The 21,291-nt window shown below is 65.7% G+C and carries 23 protein-coding genes and 1 tRNA gene; 14 read left to right on the forward strand and 10 right to left on the reverse strand.

Translation table 11 applies throughout. The features are described from left to right. The first annotated feature begins 96 nt into the window (after positions 1-96). From NMQ09_RS02370 to NMQ09_RS02385, 4 genes are all read left to right on the forward strand, one after another. The gene (locus NMQ09_RS02370; protein WP_255192854.1) at positions 97-1,524 is read left to right on the forward strand and encodes a cytochrome ubiquinol oxidase subunit I; all 1,428 of its coding nucleotides are present in this window, start codon (positions 97-99) and stop codon (positions 1,522-1,524) included. A 3-nt stretch (positions 1,525-1,527) separates the two neighbouring features. Beyond that, positions 1,528-2,592, forward strand: a complete 1,065-nt coding sequence (locus tag NMQ09_RS02375) for a cytochrome d ubiquinol oxidase subunit II (protein WP_255192855.1) — start codon at positions 1,528-1,530, stop codon at positions 2,590-2,592. A gap of 166 nt (positions 2,593-2,758) precedes the next feature. Beyond that, positions 2,759-2,932, forward strand: a complete 174-nt coding sequence (locus NMQ09_RS02380; RefSeq protein ID WP_255192856.1) for a hypothetical protein — start codon at positions 2,759-2,761, stop codon at positions 2,930-2,932. Between the two features lie 488 nt (positions 2,933-3,420). Further along, on the forward strand, positions 3,421-3,693 hold the full coding sequence (locus tag NMQ09_RS02385; RefSeq protein ID WP_255192857.1) for a hypothetical protein: 273 nt from the start codon (positions 3,421-3,423) through the stop codon (positions 3,691-3,693). Between the two features lie 189 nt (positions 3,694-3,882). On the opposite strand, the gene NMQ09_RS02390 is transcribed toward NMQ09_RS02385, so the two are convergent. The 3 genes from NMQ09_RS02390 to NMQ09_RS02400 all read right to left on the reverse strand — a co-directional run bounded on the left by NMQ09_RS02390 (position 3,883) and on the right by NMQ09_RS02400 (position 6,397). Next, the gene (locus tag NMQ09_RS02390; RefSeq protein ID WP_255192858.1) at positions 3,883-4,365 is read right to left on the reverse strand and encodes a hypothetical protein; all 483 of its coding nucleotides are present in this window, start codon (positions 4,363-4,365) and stop codon (positions 3,883-3,885) included. A gap of 6 nt (positions 4,366-4,371) precedes the next feature. After that, a complete protein-coding gene (locus NMQ09_RS02395) occupies positions 4,372-4,890 on the reverse strand; it encodes a winged helix-turn-helix domain-containing protein (protein WP_255192859.1) in 519 nt (172 codons plus the stop codon). 106 nt (positions 4,891-4,996) lie between these two features. Beyond that, positions 4,997-6,397, reverse strand: a complete 1,401-nt coding sequence (locus tag NMQ09_RS02400; RefSeq protein WP_255192860.1) for a serpin family protein — start codon at positions 6,395-6,397, stop codon at positions 4,997-4,999. A 215-nt stretch (positions 6,398-6,612) separates the two neighbouring features. Here NMQ09_RS02400 and NMQ09_RS02405 point away from each other — a divergent pair, with 215 nt between their 5' ends. Further along, positions 6,613-7,317, forward strand: coding sequence for a hypothetical protein (locus NMQ09_RS02405; protein WP_255192861.1), 705 nt, complete (start codon positions 6,613-6,615; stop codon positions 7,315-7,317). 108 nt (positions 7,318-7,425) lie between these two features. Then, a complete protein-coding gene (locus tag NMQ09_RS02410) occupies positions 7,426-7,884 on the forward strand; it encodes a PaaI family thioesterase (protein ID WP_255192862.1) in 459 nt (152 codons plus the stop codon). A gap of 61 nt (positions 7,885-7,945) precedes the next feature. On the opposite strand, the gene NMQ09_RS02415 is transcribed toward NMQ09_RS02410, so the two are convergent. The 3 genes from NMQ09_RS02415 to NMQ09_RS02425 form a co-directional block, all read right to left on the reverse strand. Further along, the gene (locus tag NMQ09_RS02415) at positions 7,946-10,114 is read right to left on the reverse strand and encodes a right-handed parallel beta-helix repeat-containing protein (protein WP_255192863.1); all 2,169 of its coding nucleotides are present in this window, start codon (positions 10,112-10,114) and stop codon (positions 7,946-7,948) included. A 334-nt stretch (positions 10,115-10,448) separates the two neighbouring features. Continuing rightward, positions 10,449-10,946 (reverse strand): ubiD operon protein, encoded by a 498-nt coding sequence (locus tag NMQ09_RS02420; RefSeq protein ID WP_255194543.1) that lies wholly within the window; start codon positions 10,944-10,946, stop codon positions 10,449-10,451. A gap of 51 nt (positions 10,947-10,997) precedes the next feature. Beyond that, entirely contained in the window at positions 10,998-11,294 is a 297-nt protein-coding gene (locus NMQ09_RS02425; RefSeq protein ID WP_255192864.1) for an SUI1 family translation initiation factor, read from the reverse strand. A gap of 132 nt (positions 11,295-11,426) precedes the next feature. Here NMQ09_RS02425 and thrC point away from each other — a divergent pair, with 132 nt between their 5' ends. The 6 genes from thrC (at position 11,427) to NMQ09_RS02455 (ending at position 15,624) form a co-directional block, all read left to right on the forward strand. Beyond that, positions 11,427-12,680, forward strand: coding sequence for a threonine synthase (gene thrC, locus NMQ09_RS02430; protein WP_255192865.1), 1,254 nt, complete (start codon positions 11,427-11,429; stop codon positions 12,678-12,680). Positions 12,681-12,747: 67 nt separating this feature from the next. After that, entirely contained in the window at positions 12,748-12,921 is a 174-nt protein-coding gene (locus NMQ09_RS02435; RefSeq protein WP_255192866.1) for a DUF5786 family protein, read from the forward strand. Then, positions 12,921-13,487 carry an endonuclease dU gene (locus NMQ09_RS02440; protein ID WP_255192867.1) on the forward strand — a complete coding sequence of 189 codons (567 nt, stop codon included), beginning with the start codon at positions 12,921-12,923 and terminating at the stop codon, positions 13,485-13,487. Before NMQ09_RS02435 ends, NMQ09_RS02440 begins: the two co-directional genes overlap by 1 nt. 239 nt (positions 13,488-13,726) lie before the next feature. Further along, entirely contained in the window at positions 13,727-13,870 is a 144-nt protein-coding gene (locus tag NMQ09_RS02445; protein WP_255192868.1) for a hypothetical protein, read from the forward strand. Positions 13,871-14,026: 156 nt separating this feature from the next. Continuing rightward, on the forward strand, positions 14,027-15,166 hold the full coding sequence (locus tag NMQ09_RS02450) for an LEA/WHy family protein (RefSeq protein ID WP_255192869.1): 1,140 nt from the start codon (positions 14,027-14,029) through the stop codon (positions 15,164-15,166). 56 nt (positions 15,167-15,222) lie between these two features. After that, positions 15,223-15,624, forward strand: coding sequence for a VOC family protein (locus tag NMQ09_RS02455; RefSeq protein ID WP_255192870.1), 402 nt, complete (start codon positions 15,223-15,225; stop codon positions 15,622-15,624). An 89-nt stretch (positions 15,625-15,713) separates the two neighbouring features. On the opposite strand, the gene NMQ09_RS02460 is transcribed toward NMQ09_RS02455, so the two are convergent. From NMQ09_RS02460 to NMQ09_RS02475, 4 genes are all read right to left on the reverse strand, one after another. After that, the gene (locus NMQ09_RS02460; protein WP_255192871.1) at positions 15,714-16,586 is read right to left on the reverse strand and encodes an ABC transporter permease subunit; all 873 of its coding nucleotides are present in this window, start codon (positions 16,584-16,586) and stop codon (positions 15,714-15,716) included. Continuing rightward, positions 16,583-17,518 (reverse strand): ABC transporter ATP-binding protein, encoded by a 936-nt coding sequence (locus NMQ09_RS02465; RefSeq protein WP_255192872.1) that lies wholly within the window; start codon positions 17,516-17,518, stop codon positions 16,583-16,585. The genes NMQ09_RS02460 and NMQ09_RS02465 overlap by 4 nt, the downstream gene beginning before the upstream one ends. Before the next feature lie 217 nt (positions 17,519-17,735). Beyond that, the gene (locus tag NMQ09_RS02470) at positions 17,736-18,620 is read right to left on the reverse strand and encodes a DUF7351 domain-containing protein (protein WP_255192873.1); all 885 of its coding nucleotides are present in this window, start codon (positions 18,618-18,620) and stop codon (positions 17,736-17,738) included. A gap of 452 nt (positions 18,621-19,072) precedes the next feature. Further along, positions 19,073-19,145: transfer RNA gene (locus NMQ09_RS02475), tRNA-Arg, on the reverse strand. A gap of 244 nt (positions 19,146-19,389) precedes the next feature. Here NMQ09_RS02475 and NMQ09_RS02480 point away from each other — a divergent pair. Together NMQ09_RS02480 and NMQ09_RS21045 are read left to right on the forward strand one after the other, a co-directional pair. Then, the gene (locus NMQ09_RS02480) at positions 19,390-20,793 is read left to right on the forward strand and encodes a single-stranded DNA binding protein (protein ID WP_255192874.1); all 1,404 of its coding nucleotides are present in this window, start codon (positions 19,390-19,392) and stop codon (positions 20,791-20,793) included. Between the two features lie 63 nt (positions 20,794-20,856). Then, entirely contained in the window at positions 20,857-21,288 is a 432-nt protein-coding gene (locus tag NMQ09_RS21045) for a histone (protein ID WP_303842722.1), read from the forward strand. Positions 21,289-21,291 lie beyond the last annotated feature (3 nt).

A 21,291-nucleotide genomic window follows, 5' to 3' on the forward strand; every position in this document is an offset into this window, starting at 1 on the left:
GAGATTGAGTAGACGTCCTGTGAGGTATATGTCATCGATGAACGCTGTCTGCCGGTTTGAACGCAGTCGGCCCGTCCGCGACCCAGGTGAGACCGCGTGATCGAGCCGCTGTTGATCGACCCCGAACTGGGGAGTCGCATCCAGTTCGGCGGCACGCTCTCGGTTCACATCGTCTTCGCCGCCCTCTCGGTCGGGCTCGCCCCCTACATCGTCTACTTCACGTATAAAGAGATCTCGACGGGTCGTGAGAAGTACGAGCGGTTGCGGTCGTTCTGGACGAAGATCTTCGCCATCGGGTTCGTGATGGGCACGGCCACGGGCATCCCGATGAGCTTCCAGTTCGGGACCAACTTTCCCGTCTTCGCCGAGTCCGCCGGCGAACTCATCGGCGGCCCCCTCGCGTTCGAGTCGACGATGGCGTTCTTCCTCGAGGCCGTCTTCCTCGGCGTCCTGTTGTTCGGCCGCGAACGGGTCAGCGACCGCGTCTACGTCCTCTCGTCGGTGCTCGTGATGGTCGGTGCGTGGCTTTCGGCGCTGTGGATCCTCATCGTCAACTCCTGGATGCAGACGCCCCAGGGCTACGAACTGATCGAGGAAAACGGCGTGACAGGCCTCGTCCTCACCGATCCCATCGCGGCGTACTTCACCCCGCGGCTGTTCTGGATGTACGTCCACATGCAGAACGCCGCGGTGATCTCCGTGACGCTCTTCGTCGCCGGCGTCGCCGCCTACTTCGTCTGGACGAACCCCGACAGCGAACCCTGGCGCGGGACGCTCAAGCTCTCGGTCGGCGTCCTCGCGATCACCTCGATCTTCCAGGTGATCCACGGCGACATGTACACCCGTCACGTCGTCCAGACCCAGCCGATGAAGTTCGCCGCGATGGAGGCGCTGTACGAGACCAAAGAGGGCGCCCCGCTGCACCTCCTCGCGTTCCCACGGAACCTCGCGGACATCACCGACCCGCGGGCCGAGGAACTGTTCACGGTCAGTATTCCATATCTGGCGTCGTTTCTCGCCGAGGCCGATCCGACCGGGGTCGTCTACGGCCTCGAGGAGTTCGATGTGCAGAACCCGCCGGTCGCGTACGTCTTCTGGTCGTTCCGGACGATGGTGTTTCTCGGCTTCTGGTTCATCGCCCTCGGCCTGTGGGGCGTCTACCGGATGCGCAAGGGGACGCTCTTCGAGCGGGGCCGGTTCCTGAAGGCGCTGATGGCGTCGATCCCGCTCGGCTTCGTCGCGACCATCGTCGGCTGGTACGTCACCGAGATCGGCCGCCAGCCCTGGATCATCCAGGACGTGCAGCTTACGAGCGAGGGCGTCTCCCAGACGCTCACGTCGACCCAGGTGACGATCTCACTTTCCGCCTTCGCGGTCGCCTACGCCATCCTCGTCGTCATCTTCCTCGTCGTCGTCAGGTGGATCGTCGACGACGAACTCGATCGCGTGCAGACTGACGGCCTCGAGCGCGCCGAACGGGAGCGAGCAGCCGACCGGGCGTCCGGTAGCCCGGAGGAGGTGTGACCGATGCAGGGTGCGCACGCGTTCGTCACCGCCGTGTTGGGAACGGACTCCCCGGCATCGTTCGGCCCCGTCGTTCCCGTCGACGAGTACCTGATCCCCGGCCTCCCCGAGTTCTGGTTCGGCGTGTTGCTGTTCACCCTCGGGATGTACGTGTTCCTCGACGGATTCGACTTCGGGATCGGGATGCTCTACGCGACGCGCGAGGACGAAGAAGAGCGCGAACTGTTACTCGCGGCGTTCGGGCCGGTGTGGGACGCCAACGAGGTCTGGCTCGTCGCGTTCGGGACGGTACTGCTCGCGGCGTTCCCGCCGGTGTACGCCGCACTGCTCAGCGAGCACTACCTCCTGATCTTCGCGGTCGTGTTCGCGCTCATCCTGCGCGGGGTGACGCCCGAACTCCGCGAACAGCGGGACGACCCGGAGTGGAAGCGCGCCTGTGGTCGCGGGTTCGTCGTCGGGAGTTTCCTCTCGCCGCTGTTCATCGGCACCCTCGCGGGAAGCTGGGTGTTCGGGACGGGAACGCTCGGCCTCCCGAGCGTGCTGACCGGCGTGGCGATCGTCTTCCTGTCGATTTCGGCCGGTGCAGCCTACCTCGGGATGAAGACGACTGGCGACCTCCGCGAGGAGATGGCCACCTACGGGCTGTACGCGAGCGTCGGCTACCTCGTGACCGTCGTCCTGTTACTCGCCGTCGTGTTCGTCACCGACCCGCTCGGCGTCCGCGGGACGCTGCTTTCGGCCCCCGTCGTGGCCGTCGTCGTCGCGACAGTGGTCCTGCTGGCCATCGGGGCGGTCGCCGCCGCCCGAGACGCGACGACCGGCTGGTTCGTCGCCACCGGGGGCGTCGCCGCCGCGCTCGTCGTCCTCGTGGCTCTCTTTCTCTACCCCACCCTGTACCCGGCCACCGGAACGACCGTCCGCGAAGCGGTGATCTCACCGCTCGCGCTCAACGTCCTCACGGTCGTCGTGGTTCCGGTGTTAGTGCTCGTGTTGCTCTACTTCCGGTACCTGTACTCGGTGTTCTCCGGGCCGGTCGAGGTCGGCGAGGGGTACGGGAGCTCCGAGTGACCGAGCCGGGCCACCGTCGGGACACTCGAGTCGCGATCGTCCACGCGAACGAAAACCGCGCGTGAGCGGCCCCTCCCTCGACGAGAAAGCGCGTGGCTCCCTGAGATAGCAGGCTCCCGGGTTATCCGGGTCGCCTCCTTACCGAGGGACGAAGGTGAGAGACTGAATGAGTCACCGCAGAATCGACGACGACGCCGCTGGTGAACACGACGAACGCGACACCGCTACAGAGGGCGACGAACTCTACACGACGGGCCACGGCTCGTATATCCTCGTCGGCGCCGACCGACCGTCGACGCAGTGGATCGAGAGCGACCTCGCGGTGGAGCTGAAACGATAGAACCGCTACGGGTTACTCGAGTTCCGATTCGACGTCGGGCGCCGACTCCGCAGTCGGCACCGGCGTCTGGCGTAGCTCCTCGAGTTCGCGTTCGACCTTCTCGCGTCCCCATTCGTCTTTAGCTAATACTGCTGGTTATACTCCGTGGCAGAATTATGCTTAATGGTATTAGTCGAACGAATCTAGCGGCTGAACCGCTGATGCGGCTGAGAGTCAACAGTACAGATAATGCAGAGACTGCTTTTTCGCCCCGCAGCGGTCGTATACTGACGAAACCCACCTCCAAAACGGTGTTATTCGGTATTACTCTGAGTATTCAGGGTGTCATAGAATACGTCTCACACCCCCTATCTGGTGATTATAGGGGACTCATTCTGCACCTCACTTCCTGAAAACGCCGTATCGGGGTTCAATTTGCAGCCTAAAGGCTGGAATTATTCGCTTGAGAACTATTGTATGACACCCTCCTGAGTATTAGCTAAAGACGGATGACGGACAACCCAGGTGACGTCGACGTAGAGGTGGAGGGATACGACGGCGAGATCAACTGGGAGGAATCGTCCCGCAACGACCCGAAAGCTCGCACGCTGGGAAGCCCGGTGTACTGCTTCGAACCCGGAAGCGGGGCGATCCTCAGTGCGGGCGGACAGCCGAACTCGAATACGAATTGCGGCGGACAACACTCGCCGGAGAACTCCGAACCGACGGCCGACGCTGCCGCCCAGACCGAAGAGGGCGAAGAACCCGAACCGGAAGCGTAACCGGTTCAGAACTGTCCCGGCGTGACCCGACTGTCGCGCCTCCCCTCTCGAACGCGAATTTTTTGCGGCGACGCCGAAATCGAGTACGACACGTAATCCGCGGGCGCGCTTTCGTCCATCACCACGGCCCTCGAAGACGCGATCGCCGACGATCGCGACCGGTCGTTCTCGGGGAACGACTCCGGCACACTACCCGGAGTCTCCGTCGACCCCACCGACGCCATCCGGCAGTTCCGGAATCCGTGACTCGAGTTCCTCGAGACACCGCTCGAGGACGGCCATCGGATTTGGATCGTCGAAGGCGGCCGGTTCTCGGTGTGACGTGTCCCACCCCTCGTGGTCGACCTGGAAGTGGTTCGGACCGAGGTCGTCGTGGGTACCGTCCTGGTGCCAGCCGCAGGACCAGGTCGCATCCGCCTCGGTGTACTGGATTCTGAACCAGTCCCGAGCGGGACGGGGCCGCCACTCGACTTCGAGGATCGCCGTCGGCGCACGGTAGTCCTCGCCGAACCAGACCGTGGTGTCGATCGTCGCCCGAACGCTCGTCGGGCGCATCGGGCTCGGGCGGGCGTCGACCTGGGAGACGAAGGGCGCGCGCTCGAGTCGGTTGCGAATCCGCTTGTGGATCTCGAAGCGATCGAGGTGGGTCTCTCCCGCGGCGTCGTCCGGCATCGTCGACTACGCCGTCGACCGCGGGCGACTCGAGTCGGCCGCCTCGAGGGAGTCGTACAGTGCGATCGCCTGCTGGAGCATCGTCGCTCGGCGATCGAAGTACTCCCAGTCTTCCGCGTCCAGGGTCCGTCGTTCGCGATCGGACGCGTCGAGGCCCTCCTCGCCGAGGCTGATTCGAAGTTCGTCCGGCGAGTCGACGTCGTACTCGCGTTTCCAGGCGTCGACGTCGTCGCGAATCGCGGCGAGCTCGGCGGTGAGTTCCTCCTTCGTGAACTCCTCCGTGAGCGCGCGCAGCTGGTCGAGGTACTGTCGCTTCCGGTTCGGCGCGTAGCGAGTCTCCCGACCGACCGTGACGGTCTCGAGGAGGCCGGCGTCGACGAGCTGCTCGAGGTACTTTCGCGCCGTATTGGGCGCGACGCCGACGGTGTCCGCGAGTTCGCCCGCGTTTCGCGGCTCCCGGACCGTCATCGCCGCCTCGCGCAGGCGGGTGAGCGTCTCCTCGTGGGAACCGTCTTCGAGGCTCATGCGATTCGATACGGGCCGGGTGCTATAGTATATTGCGCCTCTAGGCAACATATTGATTTGCAGCGAACCGTAGACGGCCGATACGCCGACGTCTATCAACCCGTTTTCACTCCTCCTGCAACGTCTCCCCGTCCACGACGCGTCCCCAGAACAGCGGCGTCTCCGTCGGCCGGTCCCTGATGTAGAACAGGAACGGTCGGTCGACGACCATCTCGACGTGATCTGCGGGCGCGCTCTCGTCCATCACGACGGCCGTCGCGGCCGCGGCCTCCGTCCCCTCCTCGTCGACCTCGACGAAGCTCTGGTGGACGATCTCGCCGATCTCGAGGCCGCCCTCGTCGTCCATCCCGCTGAAATCCCCGGCCAGCGGCATCCCGAGATCGGCCATCACCTCGAGGAGGCTGAATCGGGACTCGATCCCGAACTTCGGGAACGTGAGATCGACCTCCGGCTGGGACATCTCCTCGAGCATGATCGCGAGTCGATCCACCGAGAACCGTTCCTCGAAGGCCTCGAACTCCCCTTCGGCGGGGAGGATGACGACCATGCTGGTGTCGCGGTTCGCGTAGGGGAGCTCGACGAGCTGGTGACCCTCGACCTCGGCGTACCGGAGCTCCGCCGTCTGGTGCATCAGGTCGACCTCCGTCTCCTCGCCGTCGAGGCCGGTGAACGGCCCCGGCGCCGTCTCCGCGGGGTCGAAGTCGTGGCGCCACGGCGCGAGGAAGTAGATGGCGTTGGTCAGCACCAGCCGGGTCAGGTCGCTGACGTCTCCTTCTTGAAGGAGGTCCTCGATCCGATCGTTCGTCTCCGCTTCGACCCACGCGTTGATCTCCTCGCGGGCGGCCTCCGCGTCGCCCGCGAAGTCGACGAGTTGCATCCCCGCGCCGTAGTACGCCTCGAGCAGTTCGAGGAACGCCTCACGGAAGCCGTACCCCTCCTGGCCCCACAGCGCGTTCGCGGTGTTCAGCTGGAAGGCGGGGCCGTCGTTCTCGTCGCCGGCGTCGTCGAACGGTTGTTCGACCTCCTCGCCGTCCTCGTTGCGGCGAGCGAACTCGTCCTCGAGTGCGCCGAAGGCGGCGTGGAGTTCCTCGCCCTCGAGTTCGAACCGGAGGGCGTCGGCCATCCCCTCGGCGGTCTCGCCGCGCGCGCCGGCGTAGGTCATCGCCAGCGCGACCGAGACGCTGTACGGCGAGACGAAGAGGTTCTCCGCCGGTTCCTCCTCGCGGAGTCGCTCGAGCAACGCGAGCGTGAACGCGACGTTGCCCCTGACCTGCGCGGCGAGGGCCGCCTCGTCCACGTCGGGATCGGTGACGAGGTCCAGTTGCGGAAACTCGGGAACGTCGTAGCCGTCGAAGCCGTCGTCGGGCTGGCGTCCGGTTCCGTCGTCCGCCCCGGATCCGGTGTCGTCGTCGTTCGATCCGTCGTCGTCTCCGGACCCGAGACAGCCGGCGGCTCCCGCCACCAGCGCGCCAGAGAGCGCCAGCACGGTTCGCCTGTCGAGCGTCATGCATCGACGTCCCTCGGGAACGGATAAACGTCTTCTCCACGGTGAAACGCGCGTTTGAGCTTGCGTAGCCGCCACCGACTGACCGAGGATTCCGGACCCGCTCCGTCGTCGAAGTCGGGCTTGGTCGACCGGCGCCGGACAGTCGCATCACTGACTCTGAGTGTCACTCGAACGTCCAATAAAATTGATTGATTTCGAAAACGGTAGCGAACACCATGGGAGGGTACGACCGACGCACCTTCCTCGGTCTCGTTGGGGGCGCGGGGGCGACCGTCGTCGCCAGCGGGACGGGGCAGGCACGAACGGGCGCACAGGTATCGACGAGCGTCACGATCCAGGCCACGAACAGCCCGGTTGGTGCAGGCGACGTCCTCCACGTCTCGCCGGAGGTCTGGAACCTCGAGTACACCGGGTCGAACGTAGACGTCGTGCTCGAGGTCAGCGACGAGATCGTCGACAGCGAACAGGTGTGGATCGAACCCCGTGGGCGGTCGGCCCTCGGCCTCGAGTACGAGACGTACCCGGTCAGGCAGGACGTCTCGTTTCCGGTGACGGTCGAGGCTGGGACCGACTCGGACACGACGACCGTCGAGGTCTACGCGAACGGACCACCGAGCCCGGGGCTCGACGTGTCCATCGTCGGGACGAACGATCCCGTTCACGCCGGCGACTGGCTCCAGGTGACCGCCGACGTGCAGAACACCGGGACGACGTCGACCAGCGGAACCGCACGGCTCCTCGTCGGGAGCGATCAGGACCAGGTAGACGCCGAGTCGGTGTCGCTTTCCGGCGGCGCGACCAGGCGGCTCACGTTCCGGTACGAGACGTACCCGGTCAGGCAGGACGTCTCGTTCCCCGTGACGGTCACGACCGGCGACGACAGCGACACGCGAACGGTCCGGGTGTGGGGACGGGGTTGACGACCGACCCGCGGATCGCGGTCGGTCCGCCGGTTTGCGTAAACGCCGTTCAACGGGGAAAACGAGACAAGCGGTGGACACAAACCCCTGGATCGCCCACTGAGCGGTATGACCGACGAGTACGAGACGATGGCGTCGTACCTCCAGGAGTACATCGACGAGTACCACGAGTTTCTCTCGTGGCTCGGGGCGACCGTCGAGGACGTCGGCCCGGGGACGATGACGATGGCGCTCCCCTACGATGACAAACTCACGAACGTCCGCCCGGGCGCCAACGGCACGCCGGACATCCACGGCGGCGTCGCCGCGACGCTCGTCGACACCGTCGGCGGACTCGCCCTCCGGACCGACTTCGAGGATCCCTTCGCCGGCGGCGTCGCGACGATCAACTTGAACGTCAACTACCTTCGCCCCGCGACGGGCGACCTCACTGCGACGGCGACCGTGGTGCGTGCCGGCTCGAGCGTCGGCGTGACCGAGATCGTCGTCGAGAGCCCGACGCCCGACGACGGGCCGAAAGCCGTCGCCACCGGCCAGGGTGCGTACCGACTGTTTCGCGAGGACTGATCGTCGCGTCCTCGAGGTCGACGTCCCGCGAGTCGTCACCGACGTGCGTTAGAAGCGGGGATCAGCTGCTCGAGGATTCGATGTCGAACTCGTCAGTAACGATCTCCTCGAAATTGTAGGCGCCAGGCTGGTGTTGAGCCCCGCCTCCTGGAAGCTCGATAAAGAGCTGGTCGAGTTCGATTTCGTACGCCAACCCATCACCTGATTCGGCGTCGCTCAGGTCCACGTCGACCATCTCGAAGCTGGACAGTTCGACGGTCCGATCGCCGTCGAGGTCCGCGATTCGAACACTGGCTCGTTCGCGATCCGGCCAGACGCCAGTGGGCACGTTAGCGACTGAGTTCGTACCCACGTCGACGTTCTCTAGATCCGCCCCGTCGAGGTCGACGTCCCGGTCGACCAGCGGCGTCAGATCGACGTTGACCTGAACGGTAGAGACGTCGTCCCGGTTGAGGTCGATCGTCAAGTCTTCCGCGTCGCCGAAGTACTGGGTTGCGGTTTCGTCGCCAGTCGCGAGCTCGCTCACGTCGAACGCGCCGTCGACCGAGAGCGTCTGCTCGGGGGGGACGATCTCGAACGACTGGGTCTCCGTCGTCTCCCTGACGTCCGTTACGTCGGTACCGTCGGCGAGGGTGACGTCCGTGAGCGTCACGTCGTAACTGAACTCGTCGCTGGTGACGACGCTCTGGGTGTCGAGGCCGGTCAGGGAGAACTCCTCGATCGTGACGAACCGATCCTCGACGTCCAGCCAGATGGCCGCCTCGTCGGACCCCGCGATCACGGGAACGTAGTGCACCTCCGCGTTCGTGATATCGTCGTCGTCGATGTCGACCGACGCCCCATCGAGGATGAATCGGTATTCGTCGTCGATCGTCGCGGGGAGCTCGCTCAGGTCGACCCGGACGACGGCCGTCGAGACGTCGTGTGGGCCGAAGTCGATCTCGATGGGCTCGCCGCCGTCGACCGCGCCGAGGGTCTGGGTGACACTTTCCTGTCCCTGATCGAAGTCGGTCGCGCCGACGGCACCCGTGATCGTCTGGCCCGGCTGGGCCCCGAGCCACGGATCGTAGACGACGTTCTCGGTCACCGAGTCGCCGTCGCCCGGGCCCTCGCCGCTCGGTCCACTCCCGTCACCCCACCAGTTGTCCGTGGCGTCGAGCGTCCCCTCTCCGTGGGTTGCGTTGACACCCTCACCGTTGCCGGCGATGGTGTTCCAGTGCAGCTCGATGCCGCCGACGTGCTGGTCAGGGAAGTCTGAAACGTAGAACCCGAAATTTGCACCGGTAAAAACGTTGTTCGTAATCGTCGCATCGACACTATGGCCATTGTACCGAATCCCGCTACTGGTGGTTTCGAACTCGTTCTCGGTAATCGTCACCACATCGCCGCCACTGAGCCAGATGCCGGAGCTCCCGCCATCTATCGAGTTGTTCACGATTTCCTGCGTGCCTGAAATAGTGCGGATGCTCCAGGAGGACACGTCCGTGAAGGTGTTGTCTTCGACGCGGGCGTCGTTACCGGACGCCCAGACACCCGTACTCGTTTCCGTGAACTCGTTGGCGGCGATCGTCGCTTCGCTGGCGGTCCGGAGCCGTATCCCAGGTGTATTAGCGGAACCGTCTCCCTCGAACGCGTTGCTTTCGACCGTCGCGTCGGCACCCTCGAGGTAGATTCCCCTGACTCTCGTCGAGAAGTCCGCTTGTTCCTGCTGGAACGTATTGTCCACGATCGTGACAGCCGTCGCCCCCGTGGTGACGTGGACACCGTCCACTTCGTCGGCCTCTTCGTCGTCGAGCGCGAAGGTAAGTCCCTCGAGCGTGACCTCGTCGGCCTCGACCGTAATGCCGATTTCGGCGGGATCGATCGTCGATTCACCAGCGTCCGTCCCTCGGAGGGTCAGCCCGTCGACGTCGACGGTGACGTCCTCGGCGAACGTGGTTGCGCCGAGCTCGAGCGTATTTCCGACCTCGGCCTCGTCGATGGCATCCTGGAGTGTCACGTGAGTGGTGTCGAGGTCGACGTTCTCGACGGTGACGACGGGCTCGCCGCTTCGCCAGGCGTCGATCACGTCGCGAAGCAGGTCGGTGTCGGCGTCGCCGTTTCGCCAGTCGTCGATGGCGTCGCGCAGGCCGCTGGTGTCGACGACGCCATCGTCGTCCGTGTAGTCGGCAATCGATCCGGAGTCGCTGGTGGCGACGCCCTGATCAGTCCCAGCGCTCGCACTTCCCACGGCTCCGACGAGGAGCGCTCCGAACAGCGCGAGTGCGAGGAGGGCGACGGCCGCTCTCCCTATCCGTCGACCCCCTGGCCACCCGGGCCGTACCGGCTCACGGATCGATCGGTTACTGGTCGGTCGGCGGTCGGCTCCACCACAGTCGTAATCGTGTGAACGACGGGGAGACGTGTACTCGGGATCACTCATCTGCTCGCTAAATTCACTATAAGGTTACTTTACATTTAGCTTACCAGTCGGTGACCGTGCCATTACCTATGAGTAACTTACCGGGGAACGGGACCGAACTCGTAGTCGGTCGGTCACTGGCGTTTCCCGTTGGCGACGCCGATCACCGCCGTCCGCTGCTGAGCGCGTCGGCGAGTTCGTCCCGGTCGAACTCCGATTTCACCTCGAGGTACGATTCGACGAGGGTGGGATACTCGGCGGCGAACTGGTCCATGAGCAGCGCGCGCGTCGCCTCGGACGTCGACTCGTACTCGCCCGTCTCGACCAGGTACGCCAGTAACGTCTTGAGGTCGCTCGAGCGGGTGTTGACTACGTCAGTGGTCGACTGGGTCTCCCTGGCACACTGCCGAAGCAGCCGGTCGTCGATCGGTCCCACCTCCCGTTCGGAGAGGAACTCGGCGTACCACTGCTCGCGCTGATTCTCGTGTGGGCCGCTGACGACGGTGAGCGAAACGGGATCGGATAAGCGTGCCGCCGAGCGGGCGACGCGCGCTTCCGTCCGAAAGATCTCCTTCGTCTCTGCGTCGGTCACCTGCAGCGTGATGACCTCGTCACTGTCTTCGGGGAGCTCCGCCTGCGACGTGATGTATTCTCTGGCCATCCCACTCACGGTCGAGAATCGGAGGTGTGCCGACTTAAACGTCTGCAGTCTTCACTCCCTGACCTGGAATCCGCGCTCGCGAAGCAGGTCGGGCACCCGGTCGCGGTGATCGCCCTGCAGTTCGATTCGTCCGTCGTCGACCGTGCCGCCGGTTCCCATCGACCGTTTGAGGTCCGAGGCGATCGACTGGACCTCTGAGGGAGGCAGGTCGAACCCCTCGACGATCGTGACCGGCTTGCCGTACCGGCGTTTTTCCATGCGGATCGAGAGCACCTGCGCGGCCGTCTCGAGGTCGCCGTGGGCGTCGAGTTCGTCGAGCAGGTCGTCGAGTGGATCGTCCTCGGGCACAGGAGAACCGAGGAGCGCGACGGACAAAGCGTTGTTCACCCGTCGGCTCGAGTGACTATCGGCCAACCGACAGGTCTCTCGAGCGGGTTCGTAAGTCGATGGATTCTCGGTCTCTCACTTCGAGTCCCAGGTATGGAACTCCCACACGTCCGCACGCTCGAGTGCACGCTCTGCGGCGAGACCTACGACCCCGAGGAGATCATCTACACCTGTCCGGAACACGAGGGGGTCGCGGGGATTCTCGAGGTGAAATACGACTACGACGAGATCCTCGATCGGTTCGACGAGGAGCTCGACGGCAACATCGACTCCCAGTGGAAGTACCGTGCCTTCCTGCCGGTCGCCGACGACGCCGCGGTCGTCACCCTCGGCGAGGGTGGTACCGATCTACTCGAGACGCCGCGGCTGAGCGAGGAACTCGGCGTCGAGATGCGAATCAAAAACGACGGTACCAATCCGACGGGCTGTTTCAAGGATCGGGCCTCGAGCGTCGCCGTGACGATCGCGCGCGAGCACGGCCGGGACGTCGTCACCTGCGCCTCGACGGGGAACGCCGCCGCCTCGCTGGCCGCCTACGCCGCCCGCAGCGGGCTCGACGCCCGGATCTTCGTCCCCGGCGACGCCCCGGAGGGCAAGCTGGTCCAGCCGCTGGTCTACGGGGCCGACGTCCTCGCCGTCGAGGGCAGCTACGACGAGGCGTACGACCTCAGCCTCGAGGTCACAGATGAGTACGGCTGGTACAACCGCAACGCGGCGATCAATCCGTTCCAGGTGGAGGGCAAGCGAACGGTGGGCCACGAACTCGCGGAACAGACCCGCGGCGAGGTGCCGGACTGGGTCGTCTTCTCGATGGGCGACGGCTGCACGATCGCCGGCTGCTGGAAGGGCTTTTCCGAGTTCGCTGACCTCGATTTCGTCGAGGAGACGCCGAAGATGCTCGGCGTCCAGGCCGAGGGCGCCAGCGGCATCCACGACGCCTTCCACGAGCACGACGACGTCGACGAGATCGCCGACACGCTCGCCGACAGCATCGCCGTCGGCCGGCCGCGCAACACCCTGAAAGCCTGCCGTGCGCTCGAGGAGAGCGGCGGCACCGCGGTCACGGTCACGGACGAGGAGATCCTCGCGGCCGAAACGCTCCTCGGACGCAGTGAGGGGATCTACGCCGAACCGGCGGGCGCGGCGCCGATCGCGGGGATTCAGCGAGCCGTCGAAGAGGGAATCATCGCGCCCGACGAGACCGTGGTCGCGGTCGTCACCGGCTTCGGCCTGAAAGACACTGCGAGCGCGAAACGGGCGACCGACGGCGTCACCAGCATCGAACCGACGCTTTCTGCGGTCACGACGCGCTACGACGCCGAGACGGAGTCGGCGTCACAACCCTGACCGGGCCACCGCGCGAATCGCGTTGACCCGTGGAATTTTTGCCGTTCAGTCGCGTACAGTCACCTGCATGGGATTCGGTAGTTACGACGAATCCGAACAGCGCGAACCCGACGCGGATTTTGACGAGGACGACGGGGTGACGGCCGAAGAACACGCCCACGAGGGGACGATCGAGTTCGAAAACGGTGCCTCGAGCGACGAGCTGATCGAACGCCTCAAAGAGATCAAAGACGAGGAGTGATGAAACCCGGCGTCCGGGCGCTGGGTGTCGCAGAATCCTTTCGCGACGAGCGAAGCACGCTGGCAGGGGTCGTCGTCCGCGCCGATCGGGTCGTCGACGAGTTCGCCTTCGCGTCGTGCACCGTCGGCGGCACGGACGCGACCGACGCCGTCTGCTCGCTCACAGACCGGCTCGCACGGGAGGACGTCCGCTACGTCTTTCTCGGGGCCGTCGCTCCCGCGTGGTACAACCTCCTCGACCTCTCGCGGATTCACGAACGCGCCGGCCGACCCGTCCTCGCGGTCACGTTCGAGGCGAGCGACGACGGCCTCGAGGCCGGCCTCCGCGACGCCTTCTCCGACGACGAGCTCGCGGACCGACTCGAGCGCTACCGCGCCCTGCCGCCCCGCCAGGCGGTCGACGTGGGTGACGAGACGGTGTACGTGCGCGCAGTCGGCCTCGAGGCCAACGAAGCGGCGACCGTCGTCCGTGCGTTCACGCCCGAGGGCGGCCGTCCGGAACCCCTTCGAGTCGCCCGACTGGCCGCCCGTGCCGGTGACGAGTACCGTCGGGAACTCGAGGGGTGACGGTCGGTTCGGGGCTCGTGGCGTGCCGGTCGAGATTCGAGGGGTGAGGGCCGGATCAGAATTCGGGGGGCGACAGCCAGGTCGGGACTCGAGGGACGACGGAACCGACCTCGAGTTGCCCGCCCCTCTCGATTGCTGGTGACGTCTCGACAGCGACGCGACGATCGATCGACTCGCCATCGCTGACGTTCCGAAAACGGTGAAAAAGACACAACCGGCTCGCCCGGGTACGTCGCTCTATGACCTATCGAACGACGATCGGCTGGTCGCTCATCACGTCGGGAATCGTCACGCTCGTCCTCACGGTGCTCCCGGGCGATTCGGTCTGGTGGGGAATCGGGCTCCTGGTGCTGGGAATCGCGGTGTTCGTGGTCCGTCGGTAGCCGCTCGCGTTCGCGAATTCCTTCGGGGGTCGCGTCCGGACCTCTCTGTGAAGTCGCGTTAGAACTCCCAAATCTACCACTCTGAACGAGACCGCACGTCGACATGAACGCGGGTGAATCCACAAAACCTATTCTGGGGCGCTCGGTTTCCCGCCTATGTTCCGACGCGCTGCCGCTGTCGTCGCCGCGCTCGTCGTCGGCGTGGCCGTCCTGCTCGGCGGACTGTTCGCTGCGGGCGTGCTCGGCGTTCCCGACGCAGGCCTCGAGGACAATGCCTGGGGCGAGGTAGACGACGAGCGGATCGAGGTCGTCACGACGGTCTGGATCGACAATCCGAATCCCGGTCTCTCCGCCGGCGACGCCGCCCTCGACTACGCGCTCGCGCTGAACGACGTGCGCCTCGCCGAGGGATCGAAGGCGGGGATCGACGTCCCCGAGGGGAACCACACGACGACCCTCCACACGGACCTCTACTACGAGCGCATCCCCGTGTGGTGGGTTACGCACATCGAGAACGACGAGGTGAGCGACCTCGCGGTCGAGGCACAGACGCACGTGAGCGTCGGCCCACTTTCGGGGTCGCCCACGGGAACCCACACGGACACCGTCGAGACCGACCTCGAGGAGCTAATTGCTGACTCGCTGACTGAGATGGAGGGCGAACACACCGCCTCGCCGGTCGAACTCGACGACGGCCCAGTGACCGAAACGGTCGAACCGAGGGTCGTGATCGAGGACACCGACGCCGAGTGGGGCGCGGTGACCGAGGACGAGACGGAACTCCACGCGACGTTTCACGTCCACAACCCGAACCCCTACCCCCTCGCGACGCCCGCCTTCACGGGCGACCTCGAGCTCAACGACGTCCCGGTCGCCGCCTGGGACGCGGGCGACGCCGAGGTGCTCGAGGGCCCCGACGACGCGATCATCCTGCCGGGCGAGACCGAGGAGCTCACGTTCGCGATCACCCTCGACAACGACCGCGTGGCCGAGTGGTTCGCGACCCACGTCGACGCCGACGAACGCAGCGTCGTGGCGTTCACCGCCCAGCTGGCCGTGTCGGTCAACGGCCACACCGTGACCGTCCCCGCCGACGGCGAGGCCGTCCGCTGTACGTACGAGATGCAGACCGCCATCTTCGTCGACCAGGAGTCCGGCCTCGAGCGAGAGGGCTGTGCCCTCGCCCCCTGGTTGCTCTCCGGGGAGGACCTCGAGCGCGTGGGGGCGACGATCGACCTGCTCGAGACCGACTGGTGGGAGGGGCTGCTGGTCGGCGTCCTCGAGCCGGCGTCCTGACGCCTCGAGGCTGCGAGGAGGCACACAGTTTTGCTGGCGTGTCCCGTCGTGTCACTATGGCATCGATTGGCAACATCACGTTCGCGGCCGACGATCCCGGTGGCCTCGCAGAGTTCTGGGCCGCGGCGATCGACTACGAGGTGCAGGAGGCTCCGCCGGATCTCCTCGAGGCCATCGAGGCCGAAGGCGGTGACCGCAACGCAGCCGCTGCGGCCGTCGACCCGACGGGGCGTGGACCGCGGCTGTTTTTCAAGAAGCTGCCACGCTCGTCGCCCGAGCAGCTCCCGATTCACCTCGACCTCGAGACGGAGGATCGCGAAGCGGAGGTCGAGCGGCTGACCGAACTGGGTGCGACCGTCGTCGAGACGAAGACGGAGACCACCGGCCCCTACACCGAGACCTGGACGGTCATGCGCGATCCCGAGGAGAACGGCTTCTGCGTCCAGTCCCCACCCTGACGGGTGGAGTGCCCCTGCCACCGTCGATCAGCGGTGGGAGCGACGCGCGGTCGAAACCGACCAGCTGAATGCCTATCGTACAACGGTCCTCAGAGGTCGGCGGCGGCGAACCGGTAGTAGCCGACGGCGAACGGGACGAGGAGCCAGAGTGCGAGTACGACGATGCCGACCTCGGGGCTCACGTAGAAGGGGTCGGCTTCGGCCGGCGTGACCTCGACGCCGGCACCGGCCTGAGCCGGGTCAGCGCCGACGGCCCCCGCGAGGTCGGGCAGCAGCGCGACGACCGTCGAGAAGTACGCCGACGACGGCGAGAGCTGCGTGATGAGGAACACCCAGTCGGGTATCTCGGCGGGGAACGTGAACCCCTCGACGACGTAGAGGACGGCCATCGGGACGACGTCCCAGAGGAGTTCGAAGACGACGAAGAAGCCGAGCGCCAGCGTCGTCGCCCGCGAGGTCGAGCCCGTCGTCGCCGACAGGCCGACCACGATCGCCGCGTAGACGCCAGCGAACGCCAGCGTGACGAGCACGAAGACGAGCATCGGGAGGAACTCGAGGTCGCCGAGCATCGCGGATCCGAACCCGAGGCCGACCACGAGCCCGACGCCCAGCCCGAACGCGAGCACTGCCGCGCGTCCGACGACCTTTCCGACGAAGACGTTCAGCCGATCGGTCGGGAGTGAGAGCAGGAGTTTGACACTTCCCAGTTCCCGCTCGCCAGCGAGGGACTTGTAACAGACCACGATCGCTGCGAGCGGCACGAACAGCCCGGTGAGGCCGACCGTGAAGAAGATCAATCCGCCGACGGTCGCCCCCGCAGGCGACCCGAACATCTCGGGGACCTCGACGTACGCGTACGTCGAGACGACCGAGAGGACGACGAAAACGCCGACGAGCGCCCACAGCGCCCGCGACTGGACGGCGTCCCGGAAGTCCTTCTTCGCGACGGCGAGCCACGTCATGCCCGCACCTCCGATTTCTCGGCCTCACGGTTCTCGGTCGTGTACCGGACGAACAGGTCCTCGAGCGACGACCTGGCCACGGAGAAGTCCTGGACGGGGGCGACGTCTGCGTCGATGGCGTGTAAGACGGCGAACTTCGAGACGCCGTCGACGGTCACGCGCAGCCGGCCGTCGTCGATCGACGCGCTCCCGACGCCCTCGAGTCGAGCCACGTCCTCGACGATCCTCTCCTCGAGGGTCGGCACGTAGACGTACAGCGTCTCGCCCGTCTCCGAGGCGTCGCGCAGCCCGTCGATCGTGTCGACGGCGACGAGCCGGCCCTGGTCGATGATCGCGACGCGGTCACAGACTGCTTCGACCTGCTCCATGATGTGACTCGAAAAGAACACCGTCGTCCCGCGTTCGTTCTCCTCGCGGATGATCTCGCGCATCTCGCGGGCGCCGTTCGGGTCGAGCCCCGTCGAGGGCTCGTCGAGCACGAGCAGGTCGGGGTCGCCGACGAGCGCCATCGCGAGCACCAGCCGCTGGCGCATCCCCTTCGAGTAGCCGCCTGCCTTCCGGTCGGCGGCGTCGGCGATCCGAACCCGGTCGAGCAGTGCCTCGAGGTCCTCGTCGACGCCTTTCAGCTCGCGGGCGAACTCGAGGTGCTGGCGGCCGGTGAGCCGATCGTAGACGTGGTAGGCGTCCGGGAGGACGCCGGTCCGCTGGCGGACGGCCTGCCCCTCAGCCTGGGCGTCGTGTCCGAGCACGGTTACGGTGCCCTCGGTCGGCCGGATAAAATCCAGCAGCGTGTCGATCGTCGTCGACTTCCCCGCCCCGTTCGGGCCTAAAAATCCGAAGATCTCGCCCTCTTCGACGGTCAGGTCGAGCCCGTCCACGGCGACGACGTCGCCGAACCGCTTCGTCAGGCCGTCGATCTCAATCGCTGCCATCGTCGATCACCATGGTATCGCTCACTGTCTGTCCGTCGTGCATACCGTCGCCTGAACGCCGGTGTGGATAAGTCTTATCACCCTATCTACATTTTGACAACGCTGCTACTCAAATTCGCTTGAGACGGACGTCCTGAGAGACGACCGATCGGACCTGACTGATTTGTGACCGATCGCGGACGGACGGCCGACAGGGGGGACCGGTCGCCATCGCCAGTTAGGTGGGAGTGATCGTCAGCGTCTCGTCCATCCGCAATCGAAGCGTCTCCTCGTCGAGCGTGAGTTCGATCGTCGCAGCCGTCGGATCGACCGACTCGACCTCGGCCGCCAGCGCCCCTGACGTGACGTACTCGAGCACCTCCCAGAGCGTCAGATCGAGCAGCGAGACGCCGTGGTCCCAGAAGAATCCGATGGCGGCGGGGTGAAACGCAGCTGCGATCTCGAGGGGCAGCCGGAGCACCAGCCAGCACTCGGGACACGTGCTGGCGAGCAGGTGTGTCGATCGCCCGTCCAGTTCGTGTTCCTCGAGGACGGTGTCGACCCGGCCGTGACACTCCGGACAGACGTCGCCCCGGAGCTGCACGGCTGATCCCCAGATCCGGTAGCCGGAGCTGGTGACGATCTCCGACGGGGTACGATTGCGGGCCTGACTTCGGGAGAGCGAGTCCGTCACGAGCGGCGAGTCACAGGCGGTGCACCGAACGACGAGGAGGTCGTCGTCCTGCGTCGCGACGAGTGACGCCGCCTCACAGAACACGCACACCCCAGCCACCTCGACGGTCCCAAAGTCGGGGGCGCTCTCGTAGCTTCCGGAGAGAACCGCCCGAACGACCTTGCTGCCGGCGTACGTGAGGTGGTAGCCGTCCTCGGTCTCGGCGACGAACCGACCGACGAGTCGCGTGAGGTGATAGGAGAACTGGGACGTACTGTCGACGTCCACCGCCCGGTACAGGTCGGTGAAACTCATCGCGTACGACTGCGTCCGGTGTTCCCGTTCGGCTTCGGCCAGCGCGAGCATAATCTCGAGTCGCGTCCGGTTCCCGAGCGAGCCGATGGCGTCGATCACCTCCTGGTCGACGTGCACGTCGTTTGAGTCGGGCATGATTCGATGGAGCCGATCGTGATCGGCTCGAGTAGCGTACGTGGTACTCTCAAGCGTGAGGGGAAAACCCTGTCCACTGTCCGGTGTCCGGCGCGTGATTGCACCATCCGCCCTGTCGTTCCCTGAAAACGTCCTGACGGAGTCCAGCGCGAGTGAAACGAGCGCTGGGCACGGAAGACGTGAGCGGCAGCGAGCGTCTTCCGGAGATTTGAACTCGTCGAGACGTTCCGGGGTGCTCGCGTCGCTGCGCTCCCGGGCTGCGACTCGTCTGCTCAAATCTCCGGTATTCCGTTTTCACGCGACGGATACTCGCGCCGCTACGCGGCGCTCGTGAGTTTGTCGCGTGAAAACGTCCTGACGGAGTTCCACGCGAGCGAAGCGAGCGTGGAGCACGTCAGGACCGAACGCCGAAGCGAGTGCTGAACGACAGTGAAGCACTCGCAAGAAGTGAGCGTCCTGACGGAGATTTGAACTCCGGTCATTGGCTCCGCAAGCCAATAGGATAGTCCACTACCCTATCAGGACTCAACTACACGTAGTGCGGTTCCGGTTAAAGCCCTTTCGAAAGCCGTCCCGGTACTGTCTGCCGGTTTCACCCACACGTGAACTGCTCACGCTCCTCAGACATTGGCGCCACGCTCGAGTCGTCCATCCTCGAGTTTACGTACGATGACGGGCCCATCTCCGGCTATGTCACCGAGGGCGACGGGCTCTGAACGACTGGACAACGACAACGTTTATGCGCGGGGTGCTCATGCACGAGCATAGAATGAGCGACATCGAGGGTGTCTACGAGGACCTCGAGGCCGACGTCTCCCTCGAGGAGTTTCGCGAGGCCGTCGAGGCGAAAGTCGAGCAGATGGGCGGACTCGCCGATGAGGAGACGGCGGCGATGCTCGTCGCTCACGAACTCGGCGAGAGCGAGGTCGGGGGCGTCGCGGACGTCGAGCCGGGGATGGAGGAGGCGAAGTTCGTCGCGAAGGTGACGGCCATCGGCGAGTTGCGGACGTTCGAGCGCGACGGCGAGGACGAGGACGGCCGCGTCGTGAACGTCGAGGTGGCCGACGAGACCGGTTCCGTCCGCGCGGCGTTCTGGGACGAGCACGCCGAGGCCGCGATCGAGGAACTCGAGGAGGGACAGGTGCTGCGGATCAAGGGTCGGCCGAAGGAGGGCTTTTCGGGCGTCGAGGTGAGCGTCGACGACGTCGAGGTCGACGAGGACACCGAGATCGACGTGACGGTTTCAGACACGCACCAGGTCGAGGACCTCTCGCTCGGCCTCTCGAACGTCAACCTCGTCGGCCTCGTCCTCGACACTGACTCGATCCGGACGTTCGATCGGGACGACGGTTCTGAGGGCAAGGTGGCGAACCTCACGCTGGGGGACTCGACCGGGCGCGTGCGGGTGACGCTCTGGGACGAGCAGGCCGATCGCGCCGAGGACCTCTCGGCCGGCACGACGGTCGAGGTGGTCGACGGCTACGTCCGCGAGCGCGACGGCGCCCTCGAGCTCCACGTCGGCAATCGCGGGGCTGTCGAGGAGGTCGACGAGGAGGTCGAGTACGTCCCCGACAGTACGCCGATCGAGAGCCTCGAGATCGGCCAGACGGTGGACATCGCGGGCGTGGTCCGGTCGGCCGATCCGAAACGGACGTTCGACCGCGACGACGGTTCGGAGGGCCAGGTCCGGAACGTCCGGGTGCAGGACGCCACGGGCGACATCCGCGTCGCGATGTGGGGCGAGAAGGCCGACGTCGACGTCGGCCCGGGTGACGAGGTCGCACTCGCGGACGTCGAGATCAAAGACGGCTGGCAGGACGACCTCGAGGCGTCGGCGGGCTGGCGCTCGACGATCACGGTGCTCGACGGTGGCGGGCCAGCCGAGCCTGCGGAGACGGCCGAGGAGTCGGCGGGGCTCTCGGCGTTCGCCGACGGCTCGAGCGGCGACGCGAGCGCGGACGCATCCGCCGAGGCAGCGAGCGACGACGACCCCGACGACGGCGAGGAACTCGAGTTCACGGGCGTCGTCGTCCAGGCGGGAAGTCCGGTCGTCCTCGACAACGGCGAGGAGACGATGAGCGTCGAGACCGACGCCGACGTCGGGTTGGGCGAGGAAGTGACTGCCCGCGGGGTCGTCCGGGATGGGCGACTCGAGGCGAACGACGTCTTCTGAGCCGGCTACGAGTCCGATCCCACTAGGAAAACGATTAAGGGTGTCAACTGCACGCGTTACAGTATGAACGTCGAGTTGCCGTTCGCTCCGGTGGACACGATCATCCGGCGGAACGCGGGGGGCCTCCGGGTGAGCGCCGACGCGTCGAAGGAGCTCGCAAAGCGCATCCAGGAACACGGTGCCGAACTCGCAGCCGACGCGGCAGAACGGGCGACCGAAGACGGCCGGAAAACGCTGATGGCGGAGGACTTCGGCGTCGAGCTGGTCGTCGACACGGACGATCTCGAGTTGCCGGTCGCGCCGGTCGACCGGATCGCACGGATCGACATCGACGGTCGCTACCGCGTCTCGATGGAAGCGCGCGTCGCCCTCGCTGACATTCTCGAAGACTACGCCGACAACGTCGCCCGAGCGGCGGCGACACTCGCCCGTCACGCCGACCGACGAACCATCAAAGCCGAGGACATCGAGACGTACTTCTCGCTGTTCGAGTGACCG

Source organism: Natronobeatus ordinarius (assembly GCF_024362485.1).
GTDB classification, from domain to species: Archaea; Halobacteriota; Halobacteria; order Halobacteriales; family Natrialbaceae; genus Natronobeatus; species Natronobeatus ordinarius.

Bases quoted from the DNA above. Each gene is read 5' to 3' on its own strand.
- NMQ09_RS02375 (WP_255192855.1), top strand. From the start codon at position 1,528: ATGCAGGGTGCGCACGCGTTCGTCACCGCCGTGTTGGGAACGGACTCC.
- NMQ09_RS02380 (WP_255192856.1), top strand. From the start codon at position 2,759: ATGAGTCACCGCAGAATCGACGACGACGCCGCTGGTGAACACGACGAA.
- NMQ09_RS02385 (WP_255192857.1), top strand. From the start codon at position 3,421: ATGACGGACAACCCAGGTGACGTCGACGTAGAGGTGGAGGGATACGAC.
- NMQ09_RS02390 (WP_255192858.1), bottom strand. From the start codon at position 4,365: ATGCCGGACGACGCCGCGGGAGAGACCCACCTCGATCGCTTCGAGATC.
- NMQ09_RS02395 (WP_255192859.1), bottom strand. From the start codon at position 4,890: ATGAGCCTCGAAGACGGTTCCCACGAGGAGACGCTCACCCGCCTGCGC.
- NMQ09_RS02400 (WP_255192860.1), bottom strand. From the start codon at position 6,397: ATGACGCTCGACAGGCGAACCGTGCTGGCGCTCTCTGGCGCGCTGGTG.
- NMQ09_RS02405 (WP_255192861.1), top strand. From the start codon at position 6,613: ATGGGAGGGTACGACCGACGCACCTTCCTCGGTCTCGTTGGGGGCGCG.
- NMQ09_RS02410 (WP_255192862.1), top strand. From the start codon at position 7,426: ATGACCGACGAGTACGAGACGATGGCGTCGTACCTCCAGGAGTACATC.
- NMQ09_RS02420 (WP_255194543.1), bottom strand. From the start codon at position 10,946: ATGGCCAGAGAATACATCACGTCGCAGGCGGAGCTCCCCGAAGACAGT.
- thrC (WP_255192865.1), top strand. From the start codon at position 11,427: ATGGAACTCCCACACGTCCGCACGCTCGAGTGCACGCTCTGCGGCGAG.
- NMQ09_RS02435 (WP_255192866.1), top strand. From the start codon at position 12,748: ATGGGATTCGGTAGTTACGACGAATCCGAACAGCGCGAACCCGACGCG.
- NMQ09_RS02440 (WP_255192867.1), top strand. From the start codon at position 12,921: ATGAAACCCGGCGTCCGGGCGCTGGGTGTCGCAGAATCCTTTCGCGAC.
- NMQ09_RS02445 (WP_255192868.1), top strand. From the start codon at position 13,727: ATGACCTATCGAACGACGATCGGCTGGTCGCTCATCACGTCGGGAATC.
- NMQ09_RS02450 (WP_255192869.1), top strand. From the start codon at position 14,027: ATGTTCCGACGCGCTGCCGCTGTCGTCGCCGCGCTCGTCGTCGGCGTG.
- NMQ09_RS02455 (WP_255192870.1), top strand. From the start codon at position 15,223: ATGGCATCGATTGGCAACATCACGTTCGCGGCCGACGATCCCGGTGGC.
- NMQ09_RS02460 (WP_255192871.1), bottom strand. From the start codon at position 16,586: ATGACGTGGCTCGCCGTCGCGAAGAAGGACTTCCGGGACGCCGTCCAG.
- NMQ09_RS02465 (WP_255192872.1), bottom strand. From the start codon at position 17,518: ATGGCAGCGATTGAGATCGACGGCCTGACGAAGCGGTTCGGCGACGTC.
- NMQ09_RS02470 (WP_255192873.1), bottom strand. From the start codon at position 18,620: ATGCCCGACTCAAACGACGTGCACGTCGACCAGGAGGTGATCGACGCC.
- NMQ09_RS02480 (WP_255192874.1), top strand. From the start codon at position 19,390: ATGAGCGACATCGAGGGTGTCTACGAGGACCTCGAGGCCGACGTCTCC.
- NMQ09_RS21045 (WP_303842722.1), top strand. From the start codon at position 20,857: ATGAACGTCGAGTTGCCGTTCGCTCCGGTGGACACGATCATCCGGCGG.